23 protein-coding genes and 1 pseudogene are annotated in these 25,202 nt (G+C 64.0%); 17 read left to right on the top strand and 7 right to left on the bottom strand.

The window, feature by feature from the left end; genetic code table 11:
• Window positions 1-242 precede the first annotated feature (242 nt).
• The 8 genes and pseudogenes from RHA1_RS49440 to RHA1_RS15435 all read left to right on the top strand — a co-directional run bounded on the left by RHA1_RS49440 (window position 243) and on the right by RHA1_RS15435 (window position 8,529).
• Entirely contained in the window at window positions 243-1,349 is a 1,107-nt protein-coding gene (locus tag RHA1_RS49440) for a hypothetical protein (protein ID WP_011595846.1), read from the top strand.
• A gap of 765 nt (window positions 1,350-2,114) precedes the next feature.
• Window positions 2,115-3,101 carry a hypothetical protein gene (locus RHA1_RS15465; RefSeq protein ID WP_011595845.1) on the top strand — a complete coding sequence of 329 codons (987 nt, stop codon included), beginning with the start codon at window positions 2,115-2,117 and terminating at the stop codon, window positions 3,099-3,101.
• 613 nt (window positions 3,102-3,714) lie between these two features.
• Window positions 3,715-3,975 carry a glutaredoxin-like protein NrdH gene (gene nrdH, locus RHA1_RS15460; RefSeq protein WP_011595844.1) on the top strand — a complete coding sequence of 87 codons (261 nt, stop codon included), beginning with the start codon at window positions 3,715-3,717 and terminating at the stop codon, window positions 3,973-3,975.
• 77 nt (window positions 3,976-4,052) lie between these two features.
• On the top strand, window positions 4,053-4,613 hold the full coding sequence (locus tag RHA1_RS15455; protein WP_011595843.1) for a DnaB-like helicase N-terminal domain-containing protein: 561 nt from the start codon (window positions 4,053-4,055) through the stop codon (window positions 4,611-4,613).
• The gene (locus RHA1_RS15450; RefSeq protein WP_011595842.1) at window positions 4,610-4,801 is read left to right on the top strand and encodes a hypothetical protein; all 192 of its coding nucleotides are present in this window, start codon (window positions 4,610-4,612) and stop codon (window positions 4,799-4,801) included. Before RHA1_RS15455 ends, RHA1_RS15450 begins: the two co-directional genes overlap by 4 nt.
• Window positions 4,802-4,922: 121 nt before the next feature.
• Window positions 4,923-6,002, top strand: a pseudogene (locus RHA1_RS15445) (tyrosine-type recombinase/integrase).
• Window positions 5,999-6,325, top strand: coding sequence for a helix-turn-helix domain-containing protein (locus RHA1_RS15440; RefSeq protein WP_011595839.1), 327 nt, complete (start codon window positions 5,999-6,001; stop codon window positions 6,323-6,325). Before RHA1_RS15445 ends, RHA1_RS15440 begins: the two are co-directional and overlap by 4 nt.
• Window positions 6,326-6,393: 68 nt before the next feature.
• A complete protein-coding gene (locus RHA1_RS15435) occupies window positions 6,394-8,529 on the top strand; it encodes a site-specific integrase (RefSeq protein ID WP_148228398.1) in 2,136 nt (711 codons plus the stop codon).
• Between the two features lie 110 nt (window positions 8,530-8,639).
• Here the strand turns inward: RHA1_RS15435 and RHA1_RS15430 are convergent, their stop codons facing one another.
• Both RHA1_RS15430 and RHA1_RS15425 read right to left on the bottom strand, forming a co-directional pair.
• Window positions 8,640-9,662, bottom strand: coding sequence for a hypothetical protein (locus RHA1_RS15430; protein ID WP_011595837.1), 1,023 nt, complete (start codon window positions 9,660-9,662; stop codon window positions 8,640-8,642).
• 101 nt (window positions 9,663-9,763) lie between these two features.
• A complete protein-coding gene (locus RHA1_RS15425; protein WP_011595836.1) occupies window positions 9,764-10,087 on the bottom strand; it encodes a hypothetical protein in 324 nt (107 codons plus the stop codon).
• A 213-nt stretch (window positions 10,088-10,300) separates the two neighbouring features.
• Here RHA1_RS15425 and RHA1_RS15420 point away from each other — a divergent pair, with 213 nt between their 5' ends.
• The gene (locus tag RHA1_RS15420; RefSeq protein ID WP_148228397.1) at window positions 10,301-11,026 is read left to right on the top strand and encodes a hypothetical protein; all 726 of its coding nucleotides are present in this window, start codon (window positions 10,301-10,303) and stop codon (window positions 11,024-11,026) included.
• Window positions 11,027-11,161: 135 nt separating this feature from the next.
• Here RHA1_RS15420 and RHA1_RS49435 read toward each other — a convergent pair whose 3' ends face one another.
• The 4 genes from RHA1_RS49435 to RHA1_RS15400 form a co-directional block, all read right to left on the bottom strand.
• The gene (locus RHA1_RS49435; protein ID WP_011595834.1) at window positions 11,162-11,536 is read right to left on the bottom strand and encodes a hypothetical protein; all 375 of its coding nucleotides are present in this window, start codon (window positions 11,534-11,536) and stop codon (window positions 11,162-11,164) included.
• A 415-nt stretch (window positions 11,537-11,951) separates the two neighbouring features.
• Window positions 11,952-13,166, bottom strand: a complete 1,215-nt coding sequence (gene hppD / locus RHA1_RS15410; RefSeq protein WP_011595833.1) for a 4-hydroxyphenylpyruvate dioxygenase — start codon at window positions 13,164-13,166, stop codon at window positions 11,952-11,954.
• 114 nt (window positions 13,167-13,280) lie between these two features.
• Window positions 13,281-14,699, bottom strand: a complete 1,419-nt coding sequence (locus RHA1_RS15405; protein ID WP_011595832.1) for an amino acid permease — start codon at window positions 14,697-14,699, stop codon at window positions 13,281-13,283.
• Between the two features lie 9 nt (window positions 14,700-14,708).
• On the bottom strand, window positions 14,709-16,043 hold the full coding sequence (locus tag RHA1_RS15400; protein ID WP_041811482.1) for a Glu/Leu/Phe/Val dehydrogenase family protein: 1,335 nt from the start codon (window positions 16,041-16,043) through the stop codon (window positions 14,709-14,711).
• A 131-nt stretch (window positions 16,044-16,174) separates the two neighbouring features.
• Between RHA1_RS15400 and RHA1_RS15395 the strand changes: the two genes are divergently transcribed.
• From RHA1_RS15395 to RHA1_RS49430, 6 genes are all read left to right on the top strand, one after another.
• On the top strand, window positions 16,175-17,386 hold the full coding sequence (locus RHA1_RS15395; RefSeq protein WP_011595830.1) for a PucR family transcriptional regulator: 1,212 nt from the start codon (window positions 16,175-16,177) through the stop codon (window positions 17,384-17,386).
• Between the two features lie 395 nt (window positions 17,387-17,781).
• Window positions 17,782-18,717: a recombinase family protein gene (locus RHA1_RS15390; protein ID WP_011595829.1), complete on the top strand. Its 936-nt coding sequence runs from the start codon at window positions 17,782-17,784 to the stop codon at window positions 18,715-18,717.
• 136 nt (window positions 18,718-18,853) lie between these two features.
• Window positions 18,854-19,459 (top strand): DnaB-like helicase N-terminal domain-containing protein, encoded by a 606-nt coding sequence (locus tag RHA1_RS15385; protein WP_011595828.1) that lies wholly within the window; start codon window positions 18,854-18,856, stop codon window positions 19,457-19,459.
• Window positions 19,456-19,647, top strand: coding sequence for a hypothetical protein (locus RHA1_RS15380; RefSeq protein WP_011595827.1), 192 nt, complete (start codon window positions 19,456-19,458; stop codon window positions 19,645-19,647). Before RHA1_RS15385 ends, RHA1_RS15380 begins: the two co-directional genes overlap by 4 nt.
• 610 nt (window positions 19,648-20,257) lie before the next feature.
• Entirely contained in the window at window positions 20,258-21,448 is a 1,191-nt protein-coding gene (locus tag RHA1_RS46050; protein ID WP_148228396.1) for a DUF262 domain-containing protein, read from the top strand.
• A 20-nt stretch (window positions 21,449-21,468) separates the two neighbouring features.
• A complete protein-coding gene (locus RHA1_RS49430) occupies window positions 21,469-22,242 on the top strand; it encodes a HEPN domain-containing protein (protein ID WP_148228395.1) in 774 nt (257 codons plus the stop codon).
• A 196-nt stretch (window positions 22,243-22,438) separates the two neighbouring features.
• On the opposite strand, the gene RHA1_RS50500 is transcribed toward RHA1_RS49430, so the two are convergent.
• A complete protein-coding gene (locus RHA1_RS50500; protein ID WP_167540942.1) occupies window positions 22,439-22,612 on the bottom strand; it encodes a hypothetical protein in 174 nt (57 codons plus the stop codon).
• A 444-nt stretch (window positions 22,613-23,056) separates the two neighbouring features.
• On the opposite strand from RHA1_RS50500, the gene RHA1_RS15370 reads away from it, so the two are divergent.
• Both RHA1_RS15370 and RHA1_RS15365 read left to right on the top strand, forming a co-directional pair.
• Window positions 23,057-24,613: an IS1634 family transposase gene (locus tag RHA1_RS15370; protein WP_011595823.1), complete on the top strand. Its 1,557-nt coding sequence runs from the start codon at window positions 23,057-23,059 to the stop codon at window positions 24,611-24,613.
• A gap of 27 nt (window positions 24,614-24,640) precedes the next feature.
• Window positions 24,641-25,189 (top strand): recombinase family protein, encoded by a 549-nt coding sequence (locus RHA1_RS15365; protein WP_041811479.1) that lies wholly within the window; start codon window positions 24,641-24,643, stop codon window positions 25,187-25,189.
• Window positions 25,190-25,202: the final 13 nt, after the last annotated feature.

Below are 25,202 nucleotides of genomic sequence, written 5' to 3'. Positions count from 1 at the left end.
ACTGGCACGGCCCGATCGGTCATGGCCACCTCAGAGGCAGGGTGCGAAAACATCCTCCATCTCGGCGTTGAGTTGTTCGAGCACCGGGTAAGACAGCAGCGATGGCATCCCTCGGGGGCTTCCGAAGAGCAGAGCACCCGCACACACCGCCGCATCGCTGGACAACATATCCAACCGAACCGTTTCTGACGCGATCGGGCAGGAGGCGAGGCTGATCCCCGCCGAAAGAGAAAGTACCCGTCATGAGCGAACAAGTAGCCGTCACGACCAACACATGCATATCAATTAGTGCGAACCAGCAGAAACTTCTTGATAAACACGTTGAGGCCCTTTGGGATTGGCGGGACGCATATCACCGCATGGAAGATGCTGAGAGAGGGTGGAGGGAGGCTCGCGACCGGCGCGACGAGTACGAGAAAAACTATGCTGAACAGTGGAGTTCCGGTGCGGATCCATCGCGTGAGCAGACCACCTCCCGGGAAGAGCTAGACAGACTCCGACAGGAGGAGGAAAGGCTCTACCAGGAGTGGCAAGACCGCATTGCTGAGTGGGAAGTGACTCGCACCGCCCTCAAGGAGGCTTGGCACAACGCGTTAGAAGGTGGACTAACGACAGATATTCTGAGGGAATCTCACTCCTACCCTAGGCCGCCCTCGGAGTCGACGCCGAAGTCGAAACCCAAGCCGAAACTAAGCATTCTTGCTGCTATTGCTGCTATTGCTGCTATCGCCGTTCTCGCGATTGCAGCGTCAGTTGCACTAAGCCTCCGTGCAGTGGAGATGCCAAAACAAACACCCCGATCCGAACCTGCAACCGCGAGGTGCTGGGAAAAGGATGGGAAGCTGGTATGCGAAGCGGCAGAGTCCTTCACGCCGCCGACGCCACATCCCGCCGACCGGGGAACCTTCCCGGCCGAGCAGGCCCCGGTCGCTGGTGGGCTCGGTGGGGACCCTGAGCAACCCACCGTGCCCAATTTCGGTAGCGAGGCCGCCAGCAGCGCCGGTGGAGGGTTCCAGATGCCCGAGACGCCCGGCCTGTCGGGTGAGACCGGTGGAGGGTTCGAGATGCCCGAGACGCCCGGCCTGTCGGGTGAGACCGGTGGAGGGTTCGAGATGCCCGAGACGCCCGGCCTGTCGGGTGAGACCGGTGGAGGGTTCGAGATGCCCGAGACGCCCGGCCTGTCGGGTGAGACCGGTGGAGGGTTCGAGATGCCCGAGACGCCCGGCCTGTCGGGTGAGACCGGTGGAGGGTTCGAGATGCCCGAGACGCCCGGCCTGTCGGGTGAGACCGGTGGAGGGTTCCAGATGCCCGAGACGCCCGGCCTCGACGCCGACGGACTCACGGGATAACCGTCATACCAGTCGAGCCGCGGGCGGCAACATCCCGACGAGATCGGCTCCCAGCTGATCCACGATTCGGCCGCGGCAACGGGGTCCGACGGATAGCCCACCCCCTGCAGGGCATCCCGTTCCCTCCCGAAACTTGACAGGGATCGACAGCCACAGGTGTCCGGTGGGACGATCGAGCTTGGATGTGAATGCCGGTAGCGGATAGTCGACCTGAGCAAAGCCAGTTGTGCGGCTAGGGCGAGGACGGTGCCGGGCCTTTATGACCCAAGCCCGGTGTGATTGCGCGTCGGACACGGAGAAGGGGAGTCGCGTGAGCCTTCCACGCTTGGCCCGAGGGCACATGTACTGGGAGCAGCAGGTGTCCGCCGAGCGACACACCCATGGGAGTCCCGAAACACCTGCCCCGGCAGCGGAAGGACCTCCGGCTTCTCTCGTCGAGCAATACCCCCGGTCCTGCCAATGCCGAACCGACCCGGTCGCATCCGACGACTGACCGACCATAGTTTCCAAGCACTGCCGCGGCTATGCCGCGGCACCCCCATTTGGGTTCTTTCCGGCGGTCTTCACGGCGCAGGAGTGGGACTGCATGATCCGGGCATTTCAACCTTCATCTACGGGCCGGAACGCCCTCATGGGCCAGGTTGCTTCCCGCATGCGAGCCGAACGATCGAGAGGTCCATGTCCTGGGCTTGTCCAGAAGATTGACCAACGTGAAATGTCCACATAATCGAAGCGGAAGGAGACACCGAGGCCGTCGACAAGCTGATGACCGCTGGCCGGTACCAGTTCCGATACATCGCGCAACGGCTGCTCGACGACCGTGCGGAGAGGGCCGAACGCGCCGCCGCCGCCCAGTCCTACCTCGACAAGGGATACACGATCCTCGCCGAAGAACCCCAGTACGGAACCGATATCCTGCTCGCCGACCTGGTCGCCGCCGACGGCAGCGAGGTCACCACCGCCCACACCGAGACCGACCCGGCCCGGTGGGCGGTGTGGCTAAGCAAGGACGAACGCTACTTCGACACCGAGAGCGGCGAGGAAGTCGACGGCGAGGAGGTGGACTGGTCCACCGAGAACCACCCCGACGCCACCCCGTATGAGGGGCACCGGCACGCGAACACGGTGCAAACCCGCCAGGTCTGGACACCGGAGTACGTGTGCCTCGACCTCGACGGTGCCGGAGTAGCGCTCTCACCGGTACTCGCAGCCGCCCGAACCGCAACCGAGGGTGAAGGCACCGAGGACGACGCGGCCGCAGCCCTCCGGATGGAAGCCGAGTCCAAGGAACGCCAGCGTAAGGAACGCCGCCAGGTGCGGGAGCTGAACAAGCAGGCCGCCGCAGCCACCACCGTCCGCCGCGACTTCCTGCGCACCACACTGCTGGCACGCAAGACCGCCCCGAAGGGCACCGCCACATTCATCGCGGCAACCCTCGCCGCCGACTCCGGACTGCTCTCCGAGTACAACGCCAGCACCCTGGTTCCCGAGCTGCTCGGCTTCACCGACTTCAACATCGGCAGCGGCCTGCTCAAACTGCTCGACACCGCCACCGACAACCGCGCCCAGGTGATCACCCTCGCGCTGGTCGCCGCCGCACTGGAAGCCCGGATGGTCAACGACGCGTGGCGCTCGCGCCCCCGAAGCACCGACCGCTACCTGACCTTCCTGACCGAGCACGGCCACACCCTGACCCCGGTCGAGGAAGTCATCGGAGGACACCGCACCCCCGACGACGTCGAGATCGACTGACCAAACCCCCTGGCCGGGGCGAGAACCCACCTCGCCCCGGCCAGGGGCCAGCCGGGTTACCGCGAACACGCGGTCGGCCGCAGCGCCGAAGACCCAGCCCCACCCCACCAGCCCACACGCGGCGCGGGCTACGGCCGAAGGCGGACCACTCGCTACCGCGGCCGACCCGCGGACCCGGCGCACCAACGGCAGGTGACCCGATAAAACGAAAAAGCGCCGAGAAGCGAAAAGAAAAACAAATCGGGCACCTTTTCCCTTTTCTCTTTCAGTTTTCTATCGCCACGCCTCCGCATCAAGTCCGCTCCTCGGAAACTTTTCCACGCGGTCGTCCACTCCCTTATTTCGCGGAAAACTTTCCCGCTCACCTTGACGCTCCGGCGACGCGCCAGAACCTCCGCCAGTGCAAGGGTTAGGCGGAAGTATGGGCAGGTGGGAGTGCTTAAGTGGCCCGCTCGCGGGGGTTGATCGCGGGACGCCATATTGCGGAAGAATGGCACGTCAACCATTTATGTATTGCCCGTAAATTACTCGTCGAATAACTGGGAAAGGCTTGGAAATGGCGCAATTATTCGATAAAATGGACACAATCGGAAATGCAACGGAGGGGGAAATTATGACGGTCACCGTATACACCAAACCGGACTGCGTTCAGTGCAATTCCACCTACCGCGCCCTCGACAAAAAGGGGATCGACTATTCGATCGTCGACCTCACCGAGAACCTCTCCGCCCGCGACCGGGTGATGGGACTCGGCTACCTCCAAGCGCCCGTCGTCGTGGCCGGCGACCAACACTGGTCCGGCTTTCGCCCCGACCGCATCGCGGCACTCGCCAACTGGGAATTATTGCAGCCGATACAACAAATCGTCCCGTGAAAAACGGTGCGATTGCCGGCTCGACTCCCTGCCGCTTGAGGCCATTTGTTCCTACCGACACGAAAGGGCTGACCGACATGGCCGCAGCACTCGAGCTGATACCCACCACTGAGACCGCCGACGCCACGCCAGCAGACTCCATCGAGGCCTCCGACCTCGGCATCGACGCCCACACCGACATCGAGGTCCTGTGCTTGTGCGCACTGCTGTGGGCGCCAGCGGAAGCCGCGGCCCGGACTGTCGCCGCCCTCGAGACCGCGGACTTCGAACGACCTATCCACCGCGAACTGTTCGCCGTGATCGCCAGGCTCGTAAGTTCCGGAGTCCCACACGATCCCACCATGGTCGCCGCCGAACTCGAACGCACCGGCGAGCTCGCCGGCCACCACGGTGCCGAGCGTTCCCGGTACCTGGCGAACATCACCACCCGGGGTGCCGACCACATCGCCGTTGACCACTACGCCCGCACAGTCGTCAGCCAGGCCTACCGGCGCAGCTTCCGCGCCGTCGCCGAATCCCTCGCTCAGGCCGCCGAGAAGCTGCCCGAAGACCAACTCTACGAACACATGTGCGTCCTCGGCCGTCGGCAACGCGCCGCCACCCAGCGTCTCAACCACCTCCGAGGAGCAGGCCAGTGACCATCCACGCCGCCCACCCGACCACCGACGACGAACGCGACGCCTGGCAACTGCACGAGAGCGGACTGTCCTGGAGTCAGGTCGGCCGCGAGATCGGCTGCACCGAATCCGCCGCACGCGCCTTCGCCGCCGCCTACCAGCAGCGCACCGACACCGACGCGGCGCGCAATCAGATCGGCCTGTTCTGACGACACAGAGCCATCCTCGAACCAGAACATCGCGGGCATTCACGCGCTGAAGTGGATGCATCAATGTTGTGTCTGATACAACATTGAGGTGGACAACGAGGCGCCCGGCGCGGCGCGGCTGATGCTCGCCGACAATGTGGTGCATCTTGACCCAGCCCCGGCCATGGCGGAGGCGATGATCGAGGGGTGGACACGGCAGCAGCGGAGTCGGTTCTTGAAGGAGCCCACGATCGCGGGACGGGTCCGGATGATCAGGCGGTTCACCGAGTTCACGAACCAGTATCCGTGGCAGTGGTCCCCGGCGGAGGCCGAGGAGTGGATCAGTTAGTTGCGGTCCGGTGAGCGTCCGCTCGCGCTGTCGACCGTGCGCAGCTACGAGATCACGATCCGGCTGTTCTGCGAGTACCTCACCGACCGTCGTTACGGGTGGACGCAGGTGTGCCTCGACCGATTCGGTCGCGCACCGGAATTGGTGTTTCACGAGGGAAATTCGGTTCTCCACGTGGCGGACTACGAGGGCACCCCGCGTCGCAGGCCCCTGAGTTACGACGAGGTGCAGGCACTGTTCGACACACTGGACAGCCGCGTCGATACCATCCGAGCCAGCGGGCGAAAGGGGGCGCTGGCCGCGATGCGGGACTCGGCCCTGCTGAAGTTCTGTTACGCATTCGGGCTCCGACGCGCGGAAGTCTGCCGGATCGACCTGGTCGACCTGCGCCGCAATCCCCAGGCCCCGCAACATCGGCAGGTCGGCTCGGTCGCGGTCCGGTACGGCAAGGCCTCGAAAGGCGGGCCCGCCAAGCGCCGGACCGTGTTGACCGTGCCGGAGTTCGATTGGATCGTCGAAGTGATCGAGCAGTACCTGTCCGAGGTGCGTCCCGCGCTGGCACCGGGCGCACATCCAGCGTTGTGGGTGACCGAGCGGGCCGGCCGGATTTCCCCACGTTCGGTGAACCTCGCGTTCGCCGGCGCCCGCCGCGAATGCGGTCTCGACAGTGCGCTGGACTTGCACTGCCTGCGGCACTCCTACGTCACACATCTCATCGAATTCGACTATCCCGTCCGCTTCGTGCAGGAACAGGTCGGACACGCGCATGCCTCGACGACCGCGATCTACACCGGAGTGTCCAATGAGTACCGCAATCAACTGCTGACCCGCGCCCTGCGCACCCGACTCGGCGAACTGTGGAGCGAACAATGATCAAAAAGATGGGCTACGAGTGGCACCTGCGTCACAAGATGGCCGAGCACGACATCTTCCACACCTCCGACCTGGTTCCGCTGCTCGCCGAACGCGGCATCACCCTCTCCCGTGAGCAGGTCTACCGCCTGGTCACCCAGCCGCCCCAGCGGTTGAGCATGGACACCCTCGTTGCCCTGTGCGACATCCTCGACTGCACCCCGAACGACCTGATCGAGCCGACGATCGTCAACCAGTCCGTCCGCAAAGCGGCGAACGCCGGCTCCTCCGACCGTCCGGCGGTCCAGCGCACCACGATTCGACGCCCGGCCACCGAGCAGTGACATCGCCCCGACCACCCCACGACTCGATCGACGACGTGCGCCACCGACTGGTCAGCACGATTATGTCCGTGGCCCCGGCCATCACCGCCCAGCACGCCCAACACATCCTCACCGACGTCGGATCGTGGAATGGGCGCGGGGCACGCGCCCTCGACCGTCACCTCGCCGCTCACCCCGACGCCCTCACCGCCCCCGACCCGCACGCGCCGATCGGCTTGGTCCGCCTCGCCTACGCCCTGGACGCGGCCGGACATCGCGTCACCCTTCCCGGCTGCGTCCGCTGCGGGAAACAGTGGCCCCGGCTGATCCGCCTCGCCCCGGAGGGACGCTGCTGCGAGTGGTGCGTCACCCGCGAGAAGACCGCCATCTGCGCCCGCTGCGGCCGCCGGGGCAACCCCACCGCCGTTCGACCCGAAGGCCCGATCTGCCGCCAGTGCTACCAGGTCGATCCAGAGCGCGTCGAAACCTGCACCCGCTGCGGACGCTCGCGAATACCCTCGCGCCGCGACCCTGAAGGGCGCCCACTGTGCGGCACCTGCGCGCGCCCGGTTCATACCTGCGGATCCTGCGGGCGCAACGCCGCCGCGAAAGCCCACGACTCGAACGGCCCACTGTGCGCGCACTGCTACCAACGCCCCCGACGCGAATGCGGTGGCTGCGGCCGGATCACACCGATCGCGCTCCGCGGCCGCGACGGCGCCGCCGACCTGTGCAGCCGATGTCGACCCGAAGTCCACCACCACTGCGTCGACTGCACACACTTTCGGCCGGCGAAGGCGTTGTGGCCGCGAGGCCCGGTCTGTGCACGCTGTTACCGCCAGGCGGTGGCGGCACCGAAGCACTGTGCCAACTGCGGCAACACCCGAGTCCTCACCGGCACCAACTCAGCCGGCCTGGCCATCTGCAGTCCCTGCGCCGGGCGAGCAGTCGACCATCTCTGCACCACCTGCGGAGAAGCAGGACCCCAGCACTACGTTCGCACCTGCCGGCGGTGTGCGATACGCCGGCGCCTCACCGAACTGCTGGCCGACGAACACGGCGGTGTGCGGGCCCAACTGCAACCGCTGGTCGACCATCTCGCCGGGAAAGAACGGGCGGACTCCACGCTGCGCTGGCTCGACCGGGCCAAGCCCGCCGCGCTGCTGCGCCACCTCGGCGCACTGGCGAAGCCGATCAGCCACAACGATCTGGACGACCTAGCCCCATCCACGGCCCTGCACTACCTCCGCGCCGTCCTGGTGCACCTCGAAATTCTGCCCGACCGGCTCGAACCCCTCGGACGGCTCGAACCGTGGCTCGACACGGTGCTCGAAACCCTGCCGCCGCATCAGGTATTGCTGATCAGACCCTACGCACAATGGAGTGTGCTGCGCCGGGCCCGCCGACGCGCCATCCGCCGCCGATACACCGACCACAGCGCCGCCTCCGACCGCAACAAGATCCGAATCGCGATCCGGCTGCTGCGCTGGCTCGACGACCAACACCTCACCATCGACAACCTCGATCAACCCCACCTCGAACACTGGCTCGCCGGCAGCCGCGACAGAACCTGCGCCATCACCGGCTTCATCATCTGGCTGAGCCAACGCGGTCTCATCGACGACGACATCACCCTGCCCGCGAAACCCGCCACGCTTCCCACCGAAGTCCTCGACACCGCCAACCACACCGACCGCATCCGCCGCCTCCTCGCCGACACCACCATCCCGGTAACAGTCCGCGTCGCAGGGCTGATCGTGCTGCTCTACGGCATTCCGCTCACCCGCATCCGGCTGCTCACCACCGACGCGGTCACCCAACGCGGCGGCGCAACCTTCCTCACCTTCTCGCGGAATCCGCTACAGCTACCCCCGGCAATTGCCGCGCTCGTCACCGACCTGCTCGTGTCGGCCCAGGACACCGCCACCGCCGCACCACCAGGCCGCGCCCCCTACCTGTTTCCCAGCCCCACCACACCGGGCGTGCCCCTCACCGCCCACACGCTCAGCATCTACCTCACCAAACTCGGCATCCCCACCAGGGTCGGCCGAAACACCGCCCTCTTCACCCTCACCGCCGAGCTGCCCGCACCCGTGGTGGCCGACCTGCTCGGAATGCATATCAACACCACCACCCAATGGGCGGACTACACCCGCCGCGACTGGACCCACTACCTCGCAGCCCGCAGCGAACCGGACGATATCTCGATCACCATCGGCAGCTAGCCTTTCTCGCTTCGAGTTGAGAGTGCTACGTCGGGCCTCGTCAGATGATCACTGCCGGTGGTGATTCCACGAACGCCGGAACGTGCCGGATGACGATCCTTCTCCGGGGCTCAGGCTCGTACCCAGTGATCGTCACACCATCGCCACAAGGCGGGCTCGTCGTCGACGTGAGCGACGTCGTTGTTCAGCCACCACGTCGCGTCCGGGTTCCACCCGGCCAGGACAGTTGCACCGTTGTTGTCTGCCAATGGGATTGCGAGGCCGGGTGTGGTCAGGTAGCCATGCAAAGTGAGGTGCACGGCGTCGTAGTCGTCGGCCACCGCAGTCCAGTCGGGAATGAACCAGTCGTGATACTCACCGGTGGTGTGGAACCAATCGGAGCGCTTGGACTCGACGACGGCCAAGGGATACGCGTCGACCAAACGCGCCCAGTCCGTCGGATTCGTGATCTCGTAGACCCGGGGTGTGCGGCGGACAGTGACCGGCCAGACCCGCGCTTCGTCCCCGCCGAACGAGTCTTCCTCCAGGAGCAATTCCAGTGCGCCCACGTCATCCCGTGCCCGGCTGGTTTCCAAGGCGGCACTGGGTAACGGTGTCGACCACCATTCCCCACTGATGGCGTTGTCTGGACGTTCTGCGCGCCAAGTGCGAAACCGCGCTTCCATCGCGAGGACGTGGTCGCGCCATTGATCGAGGCCGACAGCAGTACTGCGGTAGGGCAGCGTCGATTCCGGCCACTCCTCGTCGTTCGAATGCAGTTGGCCGATCATCCGCTGGTTGTCGAGGTCGACTGGCTCCGCCCACCACCGGGTGAGCGGGGAGTCCAGAACGGTGGCAGCTACTGGATGTAAAGCCGCCACGGTGTCCTGCATGGCGAACATGAGATCGTCCTCGTCCGGCGGTTGCCAGTACCGTGCCCAGTCTGTCGCGAACGCGAGAGCGTTGAGTAGGTCCCGTTCGGACAGCCCCGAGATGGCTTGAACATCGACTGCCTCGATCACCTCGAGCACGTCCGCAGGCGTTCGTGGACGGTACGGGTCGGCGGCTCGCTCGTCCGTACTGCACATGTACGCGACGTTCGCGCAGAAAAATCGTCCGCGTGGTGACGCGAGAACGAGAGTGACCAGGTCCATCAATGAACGCTACCGAACCCGTGCTGTCCGTCGCACGCAGTTCCCCGCGATGGAGTTCTGCCCGTTCATACTCGAACGGTGTCGCAGCCGTAAGCGGATCCTTATCCGGGCGCCTCCGCGGTCCAACCCTCACCCGAGACCGCGGTACCGGGGATCAGGGTCATGCCGTCATCGGCGGTCTGCGAGTCAGGTTGTGAGTCGCGGACGTAGTCCTCTGCTGTCAGAGGCGGGTCACCGTCGATAATCGGTTCTTCCGGGTCGATCTCGTCCCAGTCGTCTTCCGGTGCGCTCTGGTCGTCAGTCACGGAACTGTGGTCCTTGTCAGAGGGAGGGGCAGGAGCGGGCGAGGTGGTGTTGATGAGCACGCCTATCGCAACGCCAGCGACCACGACCGTTCCAGCGGCAAACAACAGCGGCTTGCGCATGGCGCTCCTTGCGATCGGCGGCTACTTGTAGTTCACGCTATCTGGTTCGATTACGCCAGAGCGCCCGGTGCGGGGAACCTGCAGCGAGACGAATCGGAACCCAACACGGCTCGGAGCTGGCCGGTGCCCACCGGAAGCGGATCGCTGACCGGTGACGTGCTTTCGTCGGGCATCATGTGAACAAAAGGTTCGACAGCGCGCGATAATTCGATGATGAGGAGGTCGGATTCCGAAGAGAACCGGTCAGACCCGGGGCTGGTTCAGCTCGGCTCCCTCGAAGTCGATCCGGCGGCGCTCGAAGGACCCGGTTCGTCGCTGTGGGACCTGATCGGTGGCCGCAAGCTCACCCTTCGCTCTCCTGATGACCTGCTCGATCTCCCCCGCCAGGGTTGGCGACCGATCTTCCCCAGCTGGGAGTTCATCGACAACCCACGAGACGTCTTCGCCGCGCCACACCCCCACCAGCGAAATGGGTGGGTACTGGTGTTCCTGCACTGGATCGGAGAAGCCTGGACCGTCAGCACCGATCCCGGCCCGGTCCCGCTGCGGCGGCCCTGCGCGGCCCGGCGGGCGGGTCTGGAACTGCGGTGGCCAGCCGAGCAGACCGCCACGGTTGGCACACTGCCGGAATTGTCGATCGATGTACTCAATACCTCAGACCACGTTTGGAGGAACGACGTCGGCGATCACATGACCGTCCGCGGGTGGGTGCTCGGACCGGACGGCGAACGGCTGGGATCCGGCGTGACGCTCTTCGCCCACGCACCTCCGCTGCCCGACCTCGAGCCGGGCGGCCGCATGTCCCTCCAGGTCAACCTGGGATCGGACATCGAGGAGCTTGCGGCTGGGCGCTACCGGGTCGTCGCCGAACTGCTCGACCTGCAGTTGCAGTCACCTCCGGGCACGCTCGTCCTGACGGAGCCCGACGACACCAGATGACCCGCTTAGTTCGGCATGGGGATGATGTGGCGACGCAGATCATCCGGGTCAGGGAGCGTGAGTTCGACTGTGGTGGCGGAAAGCCCGACCTGCGGCCATGCGACGAGGTACCGCAGGAGGGTCGAGCGAGGAAGTTCACTCGTGGTGTACAAGAATTCGCGCCGGAACATGCCGGGTTTCGATCGTGCGGCGGTGCTGCGGCGGGGAAATGGTTGCTCGGTCGAGTCGTCGGCAGCACTGAACCGGAAGGCCACCCCCAGGACCGGGTGGGGGTTCGGGCGTCCGGTGACCGGGTCGATCTCGGCCGGCGCCCTTATACTGGCGTTCGGCGACGTCGGCATGCGCGCCGGTCGCGACGACCATCACGGCGATTTCGAGCCCACCCTTGTAGGCGATGATCGTGCGAAGCCCGACCTGCAAGCCTTGGCTGCGCGCCAGAATGGCAGGCCCGTGCGCGATGGCGCCGAGGTCGGGTGTTTCCGGCGGAAGCATCCCTATGTGCCACGACATAGCTCTCCCGATGCGGACGTAGCTCGACGGCGGTACATACCCGAAAACCAGCTCAGAGACGCGACACCGACCCGGATAGGCATGGTCAGGACGTTAGCCTCATCGACGCCATCACCGCCGTGAAACACGGCAGACGAGTGTCCCTCGACAAGGCGACCGGGTCCCATTGACGGATCCCTTTCCGGTGACAAGTCCACCATGCATCGGCCGTTATACCCGTTGATCGCCCCGATCCGGACGTCTTCACCTGGCAGGACCTCCGGCCAGCTCGTTCCGGCATGGGTTTCTGGACGTGCGGTCGACATCGTGGATTCCGCATTCCACCCGCAGGCGGTCCGCCTCGCCTACGGGTGGATGACCGGGTGCCGATCGTCCGAGCTGATCGGCACTTTCGGTGGATTGGCGGTGGTGGATGTCAGAGATTGCCGCGTTTGTCCTGCTCGCGTTCGATGGATTCGAAGAGGGCCTTGAAGTTGCCCTTGCCGAAGCCGAGGGAGCCGTGGCGTTCGATGATCTCGAAGAACACCGTCGGCCGGTCACCGAGGGGGCGGGTGAAGATCTGCAGCAGGTACCCGTCCTCGTCACGGTCGACGAGGATGCCCCGCTTCTGCAGTTCCTCGACGGGGACACGGACCTCACCGATCCGGGCCCGCAGTTCCGGATCTTCGTAGTAGGCATCGGGGGTGGAGAGGAACTCGACGCCTTCCTTGCGGAGTTCGTCGACGGTGCGCAGGATGTCGCCGGTGGCCAGGGCGAGGTGCTGGGCGCCGGGGCCTTGGTAGAAGTCGAGGTATTCGTCGATCTGGGAGCGCTTCTTGGCGATCGCGGGCTCGTTGAGGGGGAACTTTACCCGGTGGTTGCCGTTGGCGACGACCTTCGACATCAGGGCGGAGTAGTCGGTGGCGATATCGTCGCCGATGAACTCGGCCATGTTCACAAAGCCCATGACTCGGTTGTAGAAGCCGACCCATTCGTCCATCTTGCCGAGCTCGACGTTGCCGACGATGTGGTCGAGCGCCTGGAACAGTCGCGTGGGTGCTCCGTCGCGTTTGACGTAGGTGCTCTGCGCGGCGGTGTACCCGGGCAGGTACGGCCCTTGGTAGCGGTGGCCGTCGACGACCCGTTGGACGAGGGTGTGCCGAGTCTGCCCGTAGGTGGCGATCGCGGCGATGCGCACCTGCCCATGCTCGTCCGCGACCGTGCGGGGTTCGTCGACGATGGTGGCGCCGGCCCGATTGGCCTGAGCGATGCACTTGTCGACGTCGGGGACTTCGAGGGCGATGTCGATCACGCCGTCACCGTGAGCGGCGTGATGGGCCACCAACGAACTGGTGGGGTCTACGGCGCCCTTGACGACGAAGCGAATCGACCCCGATTTGAGCACGAACGCCTTGTGGTCGCGGTTGCCGTTCTCCGGTCCGGAGTAGCCGACAAGCTCCATGCCCCACACGGATTGGTAGTAGTGCGCGGTCTGGGTGGCGTTGCCGACGACGAAGACGATGGCGTCCCAGCCGCTGACCGGGAACGGATCGGTGCTCTCGTCGTACTCGACCAGGCCGACGAGCTGCTTGAGCTGGTCGAGGTCGAGCGCGGCCTCGGTCTCCTGGGCGGTGAGGGCGTAGTTGGGCATGGGTGTTCTCCGATTCTGTTGCTGTGCAGTGGTTTGCGTGCCTGATCAGGGCGAGACCGGTCGCGGACCGTCCCGCGAGGCTGTCGGGACGGTCCGCGCCGGTCGGCGGAGCGGTCAGGTGGGGGTGTGGTCGATCAGCGGCCGTCCGGCCTCCGCGGCGGTGTCGGCGGAGGCGTGGTCCCTGTTACGGCGGATTCTCCGGTAGAGCAGGGCGGCGGCGAGTAGGCCGGCGAGCCAGAGGGGCAGGGCGATGGCGCCGGCCCGAAAGTCCGGTAGCTGGGTCATCAGGACCACCACACCGGCGAGGTAGGCCAGCACGAGGTAGTTGGTGTACGGGTACAGCGGGGACCGGAACACGCCGGCTCCGACGGTCCGCCGGAACCTCAGGTGGCTGATCGCGATGGTGCTCCAGGTGATGATTTCCGCGGAGAGAATGATCGCCACCAGGATCATCAGCAGCTGACCGGGGAAGAGGTAGTTGAGCAGCACCACGATCGCGGTGATGGCGGAGTTGATGACGATCCCGGTGACCGGCACACCGCGGTGGTTGGTCTTGGCGAGCAGGGCCGGTGCCTGCTTCTTCGCGGCCATCCCGTGCAGGACACGGGCGTTGCTGTAGACCATGGTGTTGTACACCGACAGGGCGGCGACGAGCACCACGATGTTGAGCAGGGTCGCGGCGCCGCCGACGCCGAGTCCGTCGAGCATCAGCACGAACGGGCTGCCGTCGACTCCGACCCGGGCCCAGGGCCAGATCATCAGCATGACGCCGATCGCGCCGACGTAGAAGATCAGGATGCGGACGATGACGCCGTTGACAGCCTTGGGGATGCTGCGGGCGGGGTCCTTGGCCTCGCCGGCGGTGGTGCCGAGCGATTCGATGCCGCCGAAGGTGAAGGTGACCGCGACCAGGGACAGCAGGATGCCGGTGATTCCGTGTGGGGCGAATCCGCCGCTGTTCCACAGGTTGCTCAGGGCGGCCGTGTCGTAGTGGCCGGCGCCGAAGACGATGGCGACACCGAAGACGATCATCGCGACCACAGCGGCGACCTTGATCAGGGTGAACCAGAATTCGAACTCCCCGAATGCGCTGACGTGGATGAGGTTGACGCCGGTGATCAAGACCAGGGCGACGGCGGCGGTCACCCAGTGCGGGATCCCGGGGAACCAGAAGTCCATGAAGGTGCCGACCGCGGTCAGCTCGAGCATGCTGACGACGATGCAGGTCATCCACCAGTTCCAGCCGGCGATGAACCCGACTAGGGGTCCGCAGTGCTCGCGGGCGTATTCGCTGAAGGATCCGGCGACCGGGCTGTGCACGGCCATCTCGCCGAGCATCCGCATGATCAGGAAGATCACCGCACCGGCGAGCACATAGGCGAGCAGGACGGCGGGGCCGGCGGTCTGGATGGTGGACCCGGACACCAGGAACAGTCCGGTGCCGATCGCCGACCCGAGGCCGATCATCCGGATGTGGCGGTTCTGCAGCCCGCGGTGCATCTGCGCGGGGACAGGAGTGGCGGTTTCGGACATGTCGGTCTCTTATCGCTGGTAGATGGTGTCGACGCAGGTGCGGTATGCGTTCTCGGTGGGGGTGATACCGAGTGCCTTCGCCTGGGTGAGGTTCGCCCAGGTCTTGGCCGGGACGATGCGTTCGACCTTCGCCATCAGGTCGGTGGTGTTCGCGTCGGCGCCGCGCAGGTATTCCTCGGCGCCGCACAACACGCCGGCGGTGTTGTGCCACCATTCGGTCTGGAAGAGGATGCCCCGTTCTGCCAGCAGGTTCGCCAGCCGGATCTCCTCGTCCTGGGTGGTGGCCTTGAGTTGGTTGTTGGCCGGCCCGAAGACGTACCGGAAGGTGATCCGCCGGATGGTGTCCTCGTCGAGGATGCCGCCGATCGCGCACGGGCAGAACACGTCCGCGTCGACGTCGATGATGGCCCCGACCGGCACCGATTCGACCGGGCGACCGGGGTGGGCGGCAAGGAAGTCCGCCGCCCGGGTCTGGTCGATGTCGGAGACGATCAGCCGTGCGCCGCCGTCGAGCAGGTATTCGGCCATCGACCAGCCGACCGCACCGAGGCCCATCACCGCTACGGTCTTGCCGGTCAGCGTGCCGGTGCCCTCTTGGAAGCGGATGGCCTCCTGCAGGGCGAGGTAGGTGCCGTACGCGGTCGGTTTGCCGGTCTCCCCGAGCGGGGAGGCGGGGCCGCTGGTGAACGACATTGAGAAGTGCTCGTTGATGACGTCGGACATCGCGGTGGGAAAGTTCATGTCCGGGCCGGTCATGGTGCGGCAGCGGTCGAGTGCGAAGGACAGAAAACCCAACGCCTCCAGGTCCTCGAGGTCGAGGGGGTCCATCTGCACGGTGGTCTTGCAGCCGCCGAAGTTGAGGTCGGCGGCGATGTTCTTGAAGCTCATCGCCCGGCCGAGGTTGAGGCCGTCGATGATCACGTCCAGCTCCCGCTCCTCGAGCGGGTGGCGGCGGATGCCGCCGGCCAGGGTGGCGTGCCGCTTGTTCCGCAGGCCCTGCCGACGACTGTGCTGATGACACATGAACCGGATGTTCCGGCCTGCGTGGTAGTAGACCTCGATGCCGAAATGTTTGCCACCACGCAGCAATTCGAGGACCTGGTTCAGGTAGTCGGTCAGGCCGTGCTCGGCGAAGAGGGCGAGGACCTGCTCATGACCCAGGTAGACGGCGTCCGCGGTCAGCAGGCTCTCCGCGTGGAAGCTGCGGTTGTAGTCCGCGAAGTCCAGATCGGCATCCCATTCCTTCGCCGCATACAGGCGGTGCCGGTCGGTCCGCCAGTCGTACTGCAGCTTCAACGACGTCAGGCCGGCGGCCTGCAGTGGGATGAAAATGCTCTGATCCACGATGCGCTCCTTCTCTGCTGCGTCTACCCGCAAATCTCCGATGTGATCCGGGTCGCAGTCCCAGTGGTTCCCATCGTGGTGCCGTGACCTGCACGTTGTCTCTAGCCGCCCGTCTCGAGTACCTTCGACATATGTCTAGGGTCGAGGGACAGGCGCCGAGCCGACTCAGCGAGATCCAGGTGTTCGTCGACGACCTGGCCGACACGCTGGGCCGGTCGGTGGCCGTCGACAACCCCCGCTTCGAGCTGCTGTGCGCGAGCGCCCAGACCGGTCCGATCGACCAGATCCGGGTGACCGCGATCATCGACCGCGCACCCCCACGCCCACCCCTGCCATGGATGCTCAGCCTCGGCGTGGCCACCTCCACCACACCGCTGCGGCTCCCCCGCAACGACGAGTACGGCATGCTCCCGCGGGTCTGTTTCCCCATCCGGTTCGAGGCCCTGCTGCTCGGTTACCTCTGGCTGTTCGACCAGCCACCGGTCAGCGACGCGGCCATGGCCGAGGCCGACCGCACCGTGATGGCGCTGGCGCCGCTACTGGCGTCCGACGACACCGAGATCCGTGAACGCGCCGACGACCTCGCCCGGATCCTGACCGCAGCGCTCACCCGAGAAACTGCGGACGCCGCCGTCCAGGAGGCGATCGACCGCGACTACCTCACCACCCGGGGCGGGCTGGTCGTGCACGTCGCCAGCCTCCGGCCACGCCGCAGCCGCACCCCGTCGGACCGTCACGGGCGAGACCTCCCGCTGGAGCTGGCCCGGCGCCAGTTCACCCGCCCCTTCCTGGCGCGTTACATCGACGACCAGCTGGTCACCGTCACCAAGATCGCCACCCCCGGTGAGAACGGGGAGTTCGAATCGACCCTGATCCGCACCGCCCGCTCCGCGGGCTACGAGGTCACCGCGGCGGGCACCGCCCCCGCCGACACCCCCACCGAGGTGGAAGAGTCCACCCGCCGCGCCGAATTCGCCGCCGCGTTCTCCTCACCGCATAAGGGGCGGAGAGGGTTTCGGCGCTGGGACGAACTCGGAACCTGGCGTCTGCTCTACGGCAGGCCCATACGAGCGGACACCGTGAAAGAGATCAGCGAGGACGCCGCGCTGATACTGCGCACCGGCAGTACCGAACACTGGCAGACGATCATCGCCTACCTCGACGCCGGACGCCGCGTCGACACCACCTGCGAGGCACTCTCGATCCACCGCGCGACCCTGTACTACCGCCTCAACCGAATCCGCGAACTACTCGGCGCAGAAGCCCTCGACGACGGCTGGCGCGCCACCGCACTCCACATCGCACTCAAACTGCACCACCACCTCACCGACACCCCGGACTGACCCCGAAAAGGTTGCTGGTGGGTGGAAGAACATTCGCCGCGAACCCCACGGCGTCGAGGCGGAGCGCCGAAATTTCGAGTCATGATTTCATCCGCATTGCCGTCCGTAAGCCGAACCCCCACCGGCTCGTCCCGAAAGCGGGTCCCTGACCGAAACTCGCTGACCAGCACGAACCCGATAGCCCCGTCCGGTGACATTCCCATTGCCGGGGCGCCAAACGGATCGGGTGCAAGTCTGTAGGTCGGACGCAGTCGCACTCCGCTTCACTCAAAGGTTGTCGAGAATCGAAGGTTATGCGACACCTGCTACGAACTGCGGAAATCGCCTGGAAAAGCGTCGGTAACCCGCGTCGAAAATCTATGTCGAAAAACCTCACGCCAGGGTATTTTCGACACATGCTGATCGGCTACGCGCGCGTCTCCAGCGCAGACCAGAACACAGACCACCAAGTCGACGCCCTGCGCAGGGCCGACGTCGACGCCAAGAACATTCACATCGAACATTCCGGCGGCGCCAAAGCATCACGGCCCCAGCTGGATCTGGTGCTTCAGCGGCTGCGCGAGGGCGACACCCTGGTGATCACGCGACTCGATCGACTCGGACGCTCGGTGCTGCACCTGATCACCCTCGGTGCCGAGCTACGCGAACGCGGTGTCGGTTTGAAGGTCCTCGAGCAGGGAATCGACACCGCAACCGCCGAAGGCCGCGCCATGTTCGGCATGCTGTCGGTCCTGGCCGAGTTCCAGCGCGAGCTGATCGTGGCCAATACCCGCGACGGACTCGCCGCCGCCCGCGCCCGTGGACGCAAGGGCGGCCGGCCCTCGAAGCTCAGCCCGGACCAGATCGAACTCGCTCAACGGCTATACGACGCCAAGGAACACACCGTCGCGCAGATCGCCGACATGCTGAAAGTGCCGCGCACCACGGTGTACGGGCACCTGAACAAACGGCCTGGTGTGAAGGCCATCAAGTCGACGACATCAGGGCCGGCCAATCCTGCCCCGAGGGCATCACGTTCATGCCCCACCTGCGGGAACGAACCGACAACCCGCGCGGAAGCCGCAAGCCAACGTGCCGACCTCGCCGTCGACTGGCTCCACCAAGATCCGGATAGCCCCGAGACGTTGATCGTTCGAAATCACTGCCGCCATTGCGAACCCGGGCAGCCTGCATTCGATATCGCCTGCACCATCTGCGGAGACGGGCCCATCCTCGCTGGCGCGCTCGCTGACCAGGCCATGAACGACACCCTGTCCGAGCCGGTTCAGAAATGGCTCACTACAGCCGGATGGATCCTGACGCCCCACCTGCTATGTCCGGACCACACATGAGAGCGATGGCGATTCCGCCTCAAGCATCGGCGAACTCGGGATCGTCGGAACGAATACTGCACGTTTCGAATACGACACCTCTACCAGTCGCGGCCTGAAACACCCTCCCGTGTCACCCAGAAGGGACCGACCCGCCATGACCGCAGCACTCGAACTGGTCCACACCCAGGCCACCGACGCCGGACCCGCAGAGCCCATCGACGCCGGACCCGCAGAGCCCATCGACGCCGGACCCGCAGAGCCCATCGACGCCACCGACCTCGGCATCGACGCCCACACCGACATCGAGGTCCTGTGCCTGTGCGCACTGCTGTGGGCGCCCACCGACGCCGCCCACCGTGCTGTCGCCGCACTCGACCCCGCCGACTTCCAACAGCCCGTCCACCGAGAGCTCTACACTGTCATCGCCGGCCTGGTCCGCTCCGGTGTTCCGCACGATCCCACCATGGTCGCCGCCGACCTCGAACGCACCGGCAAATTCGCCGGCCACCACGGACGACAACGATCCCGCCACCTCGCGAACATCACCACCCGCGGAGCAGACCACATCGCCCTCGACCACTACACCCGCGCCGTCATCTCGCAGGCCTACCGGCGCAGCTTCCGCGCCGCCGCCGAATCCCTCGCCCAAGCCGCCGAACAACTTCCTGAATACCAGCTCTTCGAGCACATGGTCGCTCTCGGTCGCCAACAACGCACCGCCACCCAGCGTCTCGACAACCTCCGAGGAGCAGCCCAGTGAACATCCACGCCGCCCACCTGACCACCGACGACGAACACGACGCCTGGCAACTGCGCGAGAGTGGACTGTCCTGGGCGCAAGTCGGCCACGAGATCGGCTGCACCGAATCAACCGCACGCGCCTTCGCCGCCGCCTACCAACAACGCACCGACGCCGCCGCCAACAAGGCCCAGATCAGCCTGTTTTGACAGCCCCCACAGCACTATCCACCACCACAACACAACCACACCGCAGAGTCAGCCTCGGTCGACATCGAGACGTGGTGTGCGACGAATCGCGACTAGCATCCACGGGCAGAACACCACCCTCGATCGCGACGAACTCTTTCATCCTCCTCGACTAGGTTCAAGACGAACTCCGCCCCCGAACTGAACCGCACGGAGGCGTCGATAATCGCTCTCACCCTCGGGAGAGCTATCGCCGCCTCGGATGGGGTCTAGGAAAGCTGCCAAAAGAGCGTCGCCAAGGGCGCCCTTGGAAGCTTATGATTCTAGTGGTGTTGGTCGTTCCTTGACCCCCGACCGAACTGTCTCATGTCGTGAACGGAGTTGTGCCCGCAATCGACTGAGAATAGGGGGTATGGAAATGGAACCAGTTGCACTGGTCCTCATCGTCTTTGCGGTTCTTCTTGTGATCGCGAAACGAGCGTAGGCAACACCAGGGGGCGGAGGCCACAGCTCCGCACCAACACAAGGGGCGGAGCTCATGGCTCCGCCCCTTGTGTTTATTGATTGCTCATCGAAACAAATAATGCCACGGGTTCGAGTCAACCTACCTGAGGTCGGTAGGATCCACTACATGTCACGCCCAGCGGATCTCACAAGCCAGCAAGAAGTGGAAGAATGGTTCGAAATCGAGGAAGAAGCCGAAGAGCTTCCATCCGCTGTCTCGCGCGATCCAGCCGAGAAATACGCCGCCAGTCAGCTACGTGTAGTGCGAGAAACCAAGGACTACCAGTTGGACTATCTTCGAGTAGCCCTGCAACCAGGACAGGGGATGATTGATACATCTCCTAAGTATCAACGGCGACTTCGCTGGAATAACAAAAAGAAATCACTTCTTATTGAATCATTTCTTCTAAATATTCCAGTTCCTCCTATATACTTGTTTGAACATGATTACAATGCATATGAAGTGATCGACGGGCGTCAGCGACTTGAAGCTCTTAGAACATTTTTGTCGAACGAAATGGCGCTAACCGGACTGGAGTATTGGCCGGAGTTAAACGGGAAGCGGTTTACTACGCTGCCTAATGTGCTCCAGAAGGGCCTAGTTCGACGTAGCCTTCCAGCCGTCGTGCTCTTGGCCGAGACTAGTAAACCGACAGCAGACGAGATCGATGTACGGCAAGTCCTCTTCGACCGCCTCAATACAGGCGGGGTTAAGCTAAATCCGCAGGAACTCCGAAACGCACTCTACAACGGGCCGCTAAACTCCCTGCTGATACGACTCGCTAGGACTGAGGCTTTCACCCAGGCATGGGGGATACCCGGCCCAACCGCCAATGAAGAGTCGGATCCACCGGAAGATCTGCTGCGAAATCCGCTTTACTCAACGCTCGCTGACGCTGAATTGGTTTTGCGATTCTTCGCCCTGCGTGATGCGATAATGAACGGCCACAAAGGATCTCTACGCCGAATTCTTGACCAATACATGAGCAACAATTCTCAAATATCAAGTGATGGATCTGACGACTTATCTTTATTGTTTACTTCTACACTTGAACGGCTGTCAACGATTTTCGAAGGTCGGCCGTTTATATTATCAACAGGAAAGCGAAGTCGACCGTTGTATGACGCCTTGATGGTAGCCCTCAGCCTTCATCCCGACATTGATGTAGAGGCCGATTCACAAGGCGTGCGCCAAAGACTAGCTGACAGTCTTCGGGACGAAAGGTCATACGACATTCTAGTCGGTCGCGGAAATACTATCCAAGCCGTTCGGGATCGCGTGGCTCTCGCCACCCAGATCCTCGGAGGGTCAATATGACGGGAGCGACAACCCGGCCCTTGCTCGACGACTTCTTGGCTGACCTGACTCGCGCTCGCCATTTGCTCGGCCTTATTGGTGATTTCCGATCGTTCGGTTCTAGTTCCCCGATCTCTGGAAACAAGCCAGAGGACGTGTGGCCGGAAGCGTCGCAACTCTTGGTGCGATCCACCACGGTGAGGACAGATTTGCCGATACTTTCCGGGTCTATGGTCTTGTATCTTGCAGGGCGGTACGAATTCTTTATTAGGCAAGTAGTGGAAGCGGCCGCGCAGGAAATGGCCTCTCGCGCTAGCACGTATGATGCGATGCCGACCAATCTTCGATCAGCTTTGCGAGCGAACACGCTAAATGTTTGTCAGAGTCCAAAGAAATTTGGGTATGATGATGCTCAGTCGATGTTTTTACTTAGGCAATTAGTCGATGCAGCTTCGGACACTAGTGGAAATTTCACAATAAATGCCGAGATGGCCTCCATCACAGATTCGAATATGAGGCCATCAGTGATGGCCGATGTCCTGAAGCGAGTTGGACTCTTAGATTTCTGGAAAGAAGTCGGAAAACAATCATCGATTAAGTTGTTCTATTCGGAGAAGGATGAAGGCCGGTGCGCTGCTCAGGCGCAGGCCTCGTTAAATTCGCTAATGGAACTTAGGAATCAAGTGGCTCACCCCACGGCTTCGACAACATTTCCCGATTATTCGGCAGTATTGTCAAATGTGGAATACTTGGAGCTGTTGGCGAAGGTTACCGCCGAGATCGTCAACGTTCACTTGGCGGTACAAGTTCCGTAGAGAAACGCCTTCCCATTAATCGTACTCAAGCTTGCCGTCGGCCGGTGACTCAGGGCGCAGGGCAGCGCATCACGCGCGAGGTGACGCTTGATCCTGGATGCGCCGAACGGTTCGATCGTCGCCACGACCTCACCCGATCGTCAGCTGGATGAGGGTTGTCCGATCGAGCGTTTCAAAATCGACCGTTCCTGAGCCTTTAGGGATGTTCGGATCGCCGGCGAGCGAGCTCGGCGCGTACCGCGTCATAGGTGAGGAACGGTTTCCCCGGTTCCGCATGTGGCACGGCCTCGCGCTCGAGGTCCTCCAGGAATTCTTCGAGCCGTTCCGTAGTCCACTTGTCCAATCCGGTGACGCGACGGTTGTCAGGCATGGCTTTCACTATGCGCCCCATGTCCGACATCCGTCATGTGGGGGACTGTCGGTCCAGCGAACGACCTACGGGTCTGAAAACTTGCCGGACCGCAATCGACCGATTGCGGTCTTCGAATCGGGCGCGTGTCAAAATCGAACGTTTTTGAAACATCCGCGACTCCCCGGCCCGACCAGCAGGCGGATATGTTCCGAAACCCGTGTCACAAACCGATGTTTCACAAGTTCTCCTGTCGGTGAGTTATGGAACACTCCAGGCTCGTGAACGAACTTTTGGGCTACGCGAGGGTCTCGACCGCCGAACAGACCGCAGACTCGCAGAGGGACGCTCTCACCTGACTTGCACAGGTCGATGGGGATTTCCCGCTTCGGCTGGCGTTTGTGCTGGTAGTGGATTCGCGGGTCGGGGATATGGGGCACTAATCGGTCGGTAGGATCGCCGGTTGTGGCTGCCTATATCCGCAAGGTTCGGACCGCGTCGGGGGCGACGGCGGTGCAGATCGCCGCGAAGGACGGGGGCCGCCACAAGATCCTTGAGCACCTCGGTTCCGCCCACACCGAGGGCGAGTTGGCGGCACTGTTGCAGGCGGCCCGGGAAAAGCTGCAGGCCGGCCAGCAGGAACTCGACCTCGACCTCGGCGGTGGTGGGGAACGCGGATCGGTGATCGCGACGAAACGGTCCCGCTGGCTGATCGAGGCGATCGAGACCGGATGGCGACGCCTGGGTCTCGACGCTGTCGACGACGACGCGTTCTTCCAGTTGGTCCTCGGCCGGCTCGTCGAGCCGACATCGATGAGCGACACCAGCCGGGTCGTCGCCGAGATCGGCCTGACCCCGGCCCACCGCAACACCTACGCCAACGCATTGAAGCGTTGCGCCACAAACGATTACCGAGACCGGGTCGCGAAGAAATGTTTCGAGCATGCCGCCGCGACCGGCGGATTGAGCTTGGTGCTCTACGACGTCACCACGCTGTACTTCGAGGCAGAGAAGGAAGACGACCTGCGCAAGGTCGGATATTCGAAGGAACGCAGGGTGGATCCGCAGATCGTGGTAGGCCTGCTCGTCGACCGTACCGGATTCCCCCTCGAGATCGGCTGCTTCGAAGGGAACAAGGCAGAAACCCATACCATCGTCCCGATCGTCCGGCAGTTCCAGGCCCGCCACGACATCGAGGGCGTCGAGATGGTTGTCGCCGCCGACGCAGGCATGCTCTCCGCCGGCAATCTCAAGGACCTCGACGAGGCCGGACTCAAGTTCATCGTCGGGTCCCGCGTCACCAAAGCCCCCGCCGATCTCGCAAACCATTTCCATTGGAACGGAAATAGTTTTGCTGACGGACAGATAATCGATACGGTCACTCCCCGGCACGCGAAGAGCACCGTCAACAACGTCAACAAGCGCACCGAACCGGTCTGGGACGCGGCCGGACATCCGAAGTCCTGGCGGGCGGTCTGGCAGTACTCGAAACGACGGGCGGTCCGCGACAATCAGACACTCAACGCCCAGGAGGCCCGGGCCAGGGAGGTCGTCGACGGCGGCACAGCTCCGAAGTCGACGCGGTTCGTCAAGACCACCGCGGGAGGCCGCACCCTCGACACCGCATCTCTCGATCGGGCCCGATCATTGGTCGGGTTGAAGGGCTACGTCGCCAACATCCCCGCCACACTGATGGACCCGGGCGAGGTGATCGGCAAGTATCACGACCTTTGGCATGTCGAGCAGTCGTTCCGCATGTCGAAAACCGACCTACGGGCGCGGCCGATGTTCCACCACACCCGCGACGCGATCGAAGCCCACCTCACGGTCGTGTTCACCGCGCTCGCGGTCGCCCGCTATCTGCAGGCCGAGACGGGAGTCTCGATCGGGCACATCGTGAAAACCCTGCGCCCGCTACAAGAAATCAGCCTGACCATCGCCGGCCACCCCCACACCGCCGCCGACCCGCTCACCGTCGAAGCCGCAGCCATCCTCACCTCGCTGGAACTACCGACACGTTGACCGGGGTACTAAAACTGTGCAAGTCAGGTGAACGAACTTTTGGGCTACGCGAGGGTCTCGACCGCCGAACAGACCGCAGACTCGCAGAGGGACGCTCTCAGCGCCGCCGGCTGTTCGCGCGTGTGGACAGACACCGCAAGCGGGGCGACAACATCACGCCCCCAGCTCAACGACATGCTCTCCCACCTGCGAGAAGGCGACACGCTCGTCGTGTGGCGGCTCGACCGACTCGGTCGATCGCTCCCACACTTGCTGCAGACGGTGGAGGACCTCGACGAGCGCGGCATTGGATTCCGGTCACTCACCGAGTCGATCGACACCACCACCTCCGGGGGCAAACTGATCTTCTCGATCTTCGGTGCCCTCGCCGAGTTCGAACGCAATCTCATTCGAGAGCGCACCGAGGTCGGTCTCGCGGCCGCCCGTGCCCGCGGGCGCATAGGTGGCCGGCCACCGAAGATGACCGCGAACAAGATTCGGCAAGCGCACAAGATGCGCGAGAACGGAATGCCCCTCGTCGACATCGCCGAGATCCTGGGGGTAGGTCGGACGACTCTCTACCGGCACCTAAAGTGAAATCCCTGCGGAA

Origin of the sequence: Rhodococcus jostii RHA1 (genome assembly GCF_000014565.1) — a bacterium.
GTDB lineage: Bacteria > Actinomycetota > Actinomycetes > Mycobacteriales > Mycobacteriaceae > Rhodococcus_F > Rhodococcus_F jostii_A.
The sequence above is the reverse complement of the archived record's forward strand: the minus strand, read 5'-3'. Positions and strand labels throughout refer to the sequence as shown.

Excerpts from the sequence above, each read along its gene's own strand:
- RHA1_RS15425 (WP_011595836.1), bottom strand. The coding sequence starts at position 10,087 with ATGCGCAAGCCGCTGTTGTTTGCCGCTGGAACGGTCGTGGTCGCTGGC.
- RHA1_RS15465 (WP_011595845.1), top strand. The coding sequence starts at position 2,115 with ATGACCGCTGGCCGGTACCAGTTCCGATACATCGCGCAACGGCTGCTC.
- RHA1_RS15405 (WP_011595832.1), bottom strand. The coding sequence starts at position 14,699 with ATGTCCGAAACCGCCACTCCTGTCCCCGCGCAGATGCACCGCGGGCTG.
- RHA1_RS15440 (WP_011595839.1), top strand. The coding sequence starts at position 5,999 with ATGATCAAAAAGATGGGCTACGAGTGGCACCTGCGTCACAAGATGGCC.
- RHA1_RS15395 (WP_011595830.1), top strand. The coding sequence starts at position 16,175 with ATGTCTAGGGTCGAGGGACAGGCGCCGAGCCGACTCAGCGAGATCCAG.
- RHA1_RS46050 (WP_148228396.1), top strand. The coding sequence starts at position 20,258 with ATGTCACGCCCAGCGGATCTCACAAGCCAGCAAGAAGTGGAAGAATGG.
- nrdH (WP_011595844.1), top strand. The coding sequence starts at position 3,715 with ATGACGGTCACCGTATACACCAAACCGGACTGCGTTCAGTGCAATTCC.
- RHA1_RS15385 (WP_011595828.1), top strand. The coding sequence starts at position 18,854 with ATGACCGCAGCACTCGAACTGGTCCACACCCAGGCCACCGACGCCGGA.
- RHA1_RS50500 (WP_167540942.1), bottom strand. The coding sequence starts at position 22,612 with ATGCCTGACAACCGTCGCGTCACCGGATTGGACAAGTGGACTACGGAA.
- RHA1_RS49440 (WP_011595846.1), top strand. The coding sequence starts at position 243 with ATGAGCGAACAAGTAGCCGTCACGACCAACACATGCATATCAATTAGT.
- hppD (WP_011595833.1), bottom strand. The coding sequence starts at position 13,166 with ATGCCCAACTACGCCCTCACCGCCCAGGAGACCGAGGCCGCGCTCGAC.
- RHA1_RS15390 (WP_011595829.1), top strand. The coding sequence starts at position 17,782 with ATGCTGATCGGCTACGCGCGCGTCTCCAGCGCAGACCAGAACACAGAC.
- RHA1_RS15420 (WP_148228397.1), top strand. The coding sequence starts at position 10,301 with ATGAGGAGGTCGGATTCCGAAGAGAACCGGTCAGACCCGGGGCTGGTT.
- RHA1_RS15430 (WP_011595837.1), bottom strand. The coding sequence starts at position 9,662 with ATGGACCTGGTCACTCTCGTTCTCGCGTCACCACGCGGACGATTTTTC.
- RHA1_RS49435 (WP_011595834.1), bottom strand. The coding sequence starts at position 11,536 with ATGTCGTGGCACATAGGGATGCTTCCGCCGGAAACACCCGACCTCGGC.
- RHA1_RS15455 (WP_011595843.1), top strand. The coding sequence starts at position 4,053 with ATGGCCGCAGCACTCGAGCTGATACCCACCACTGAGACCGCCGACGCC.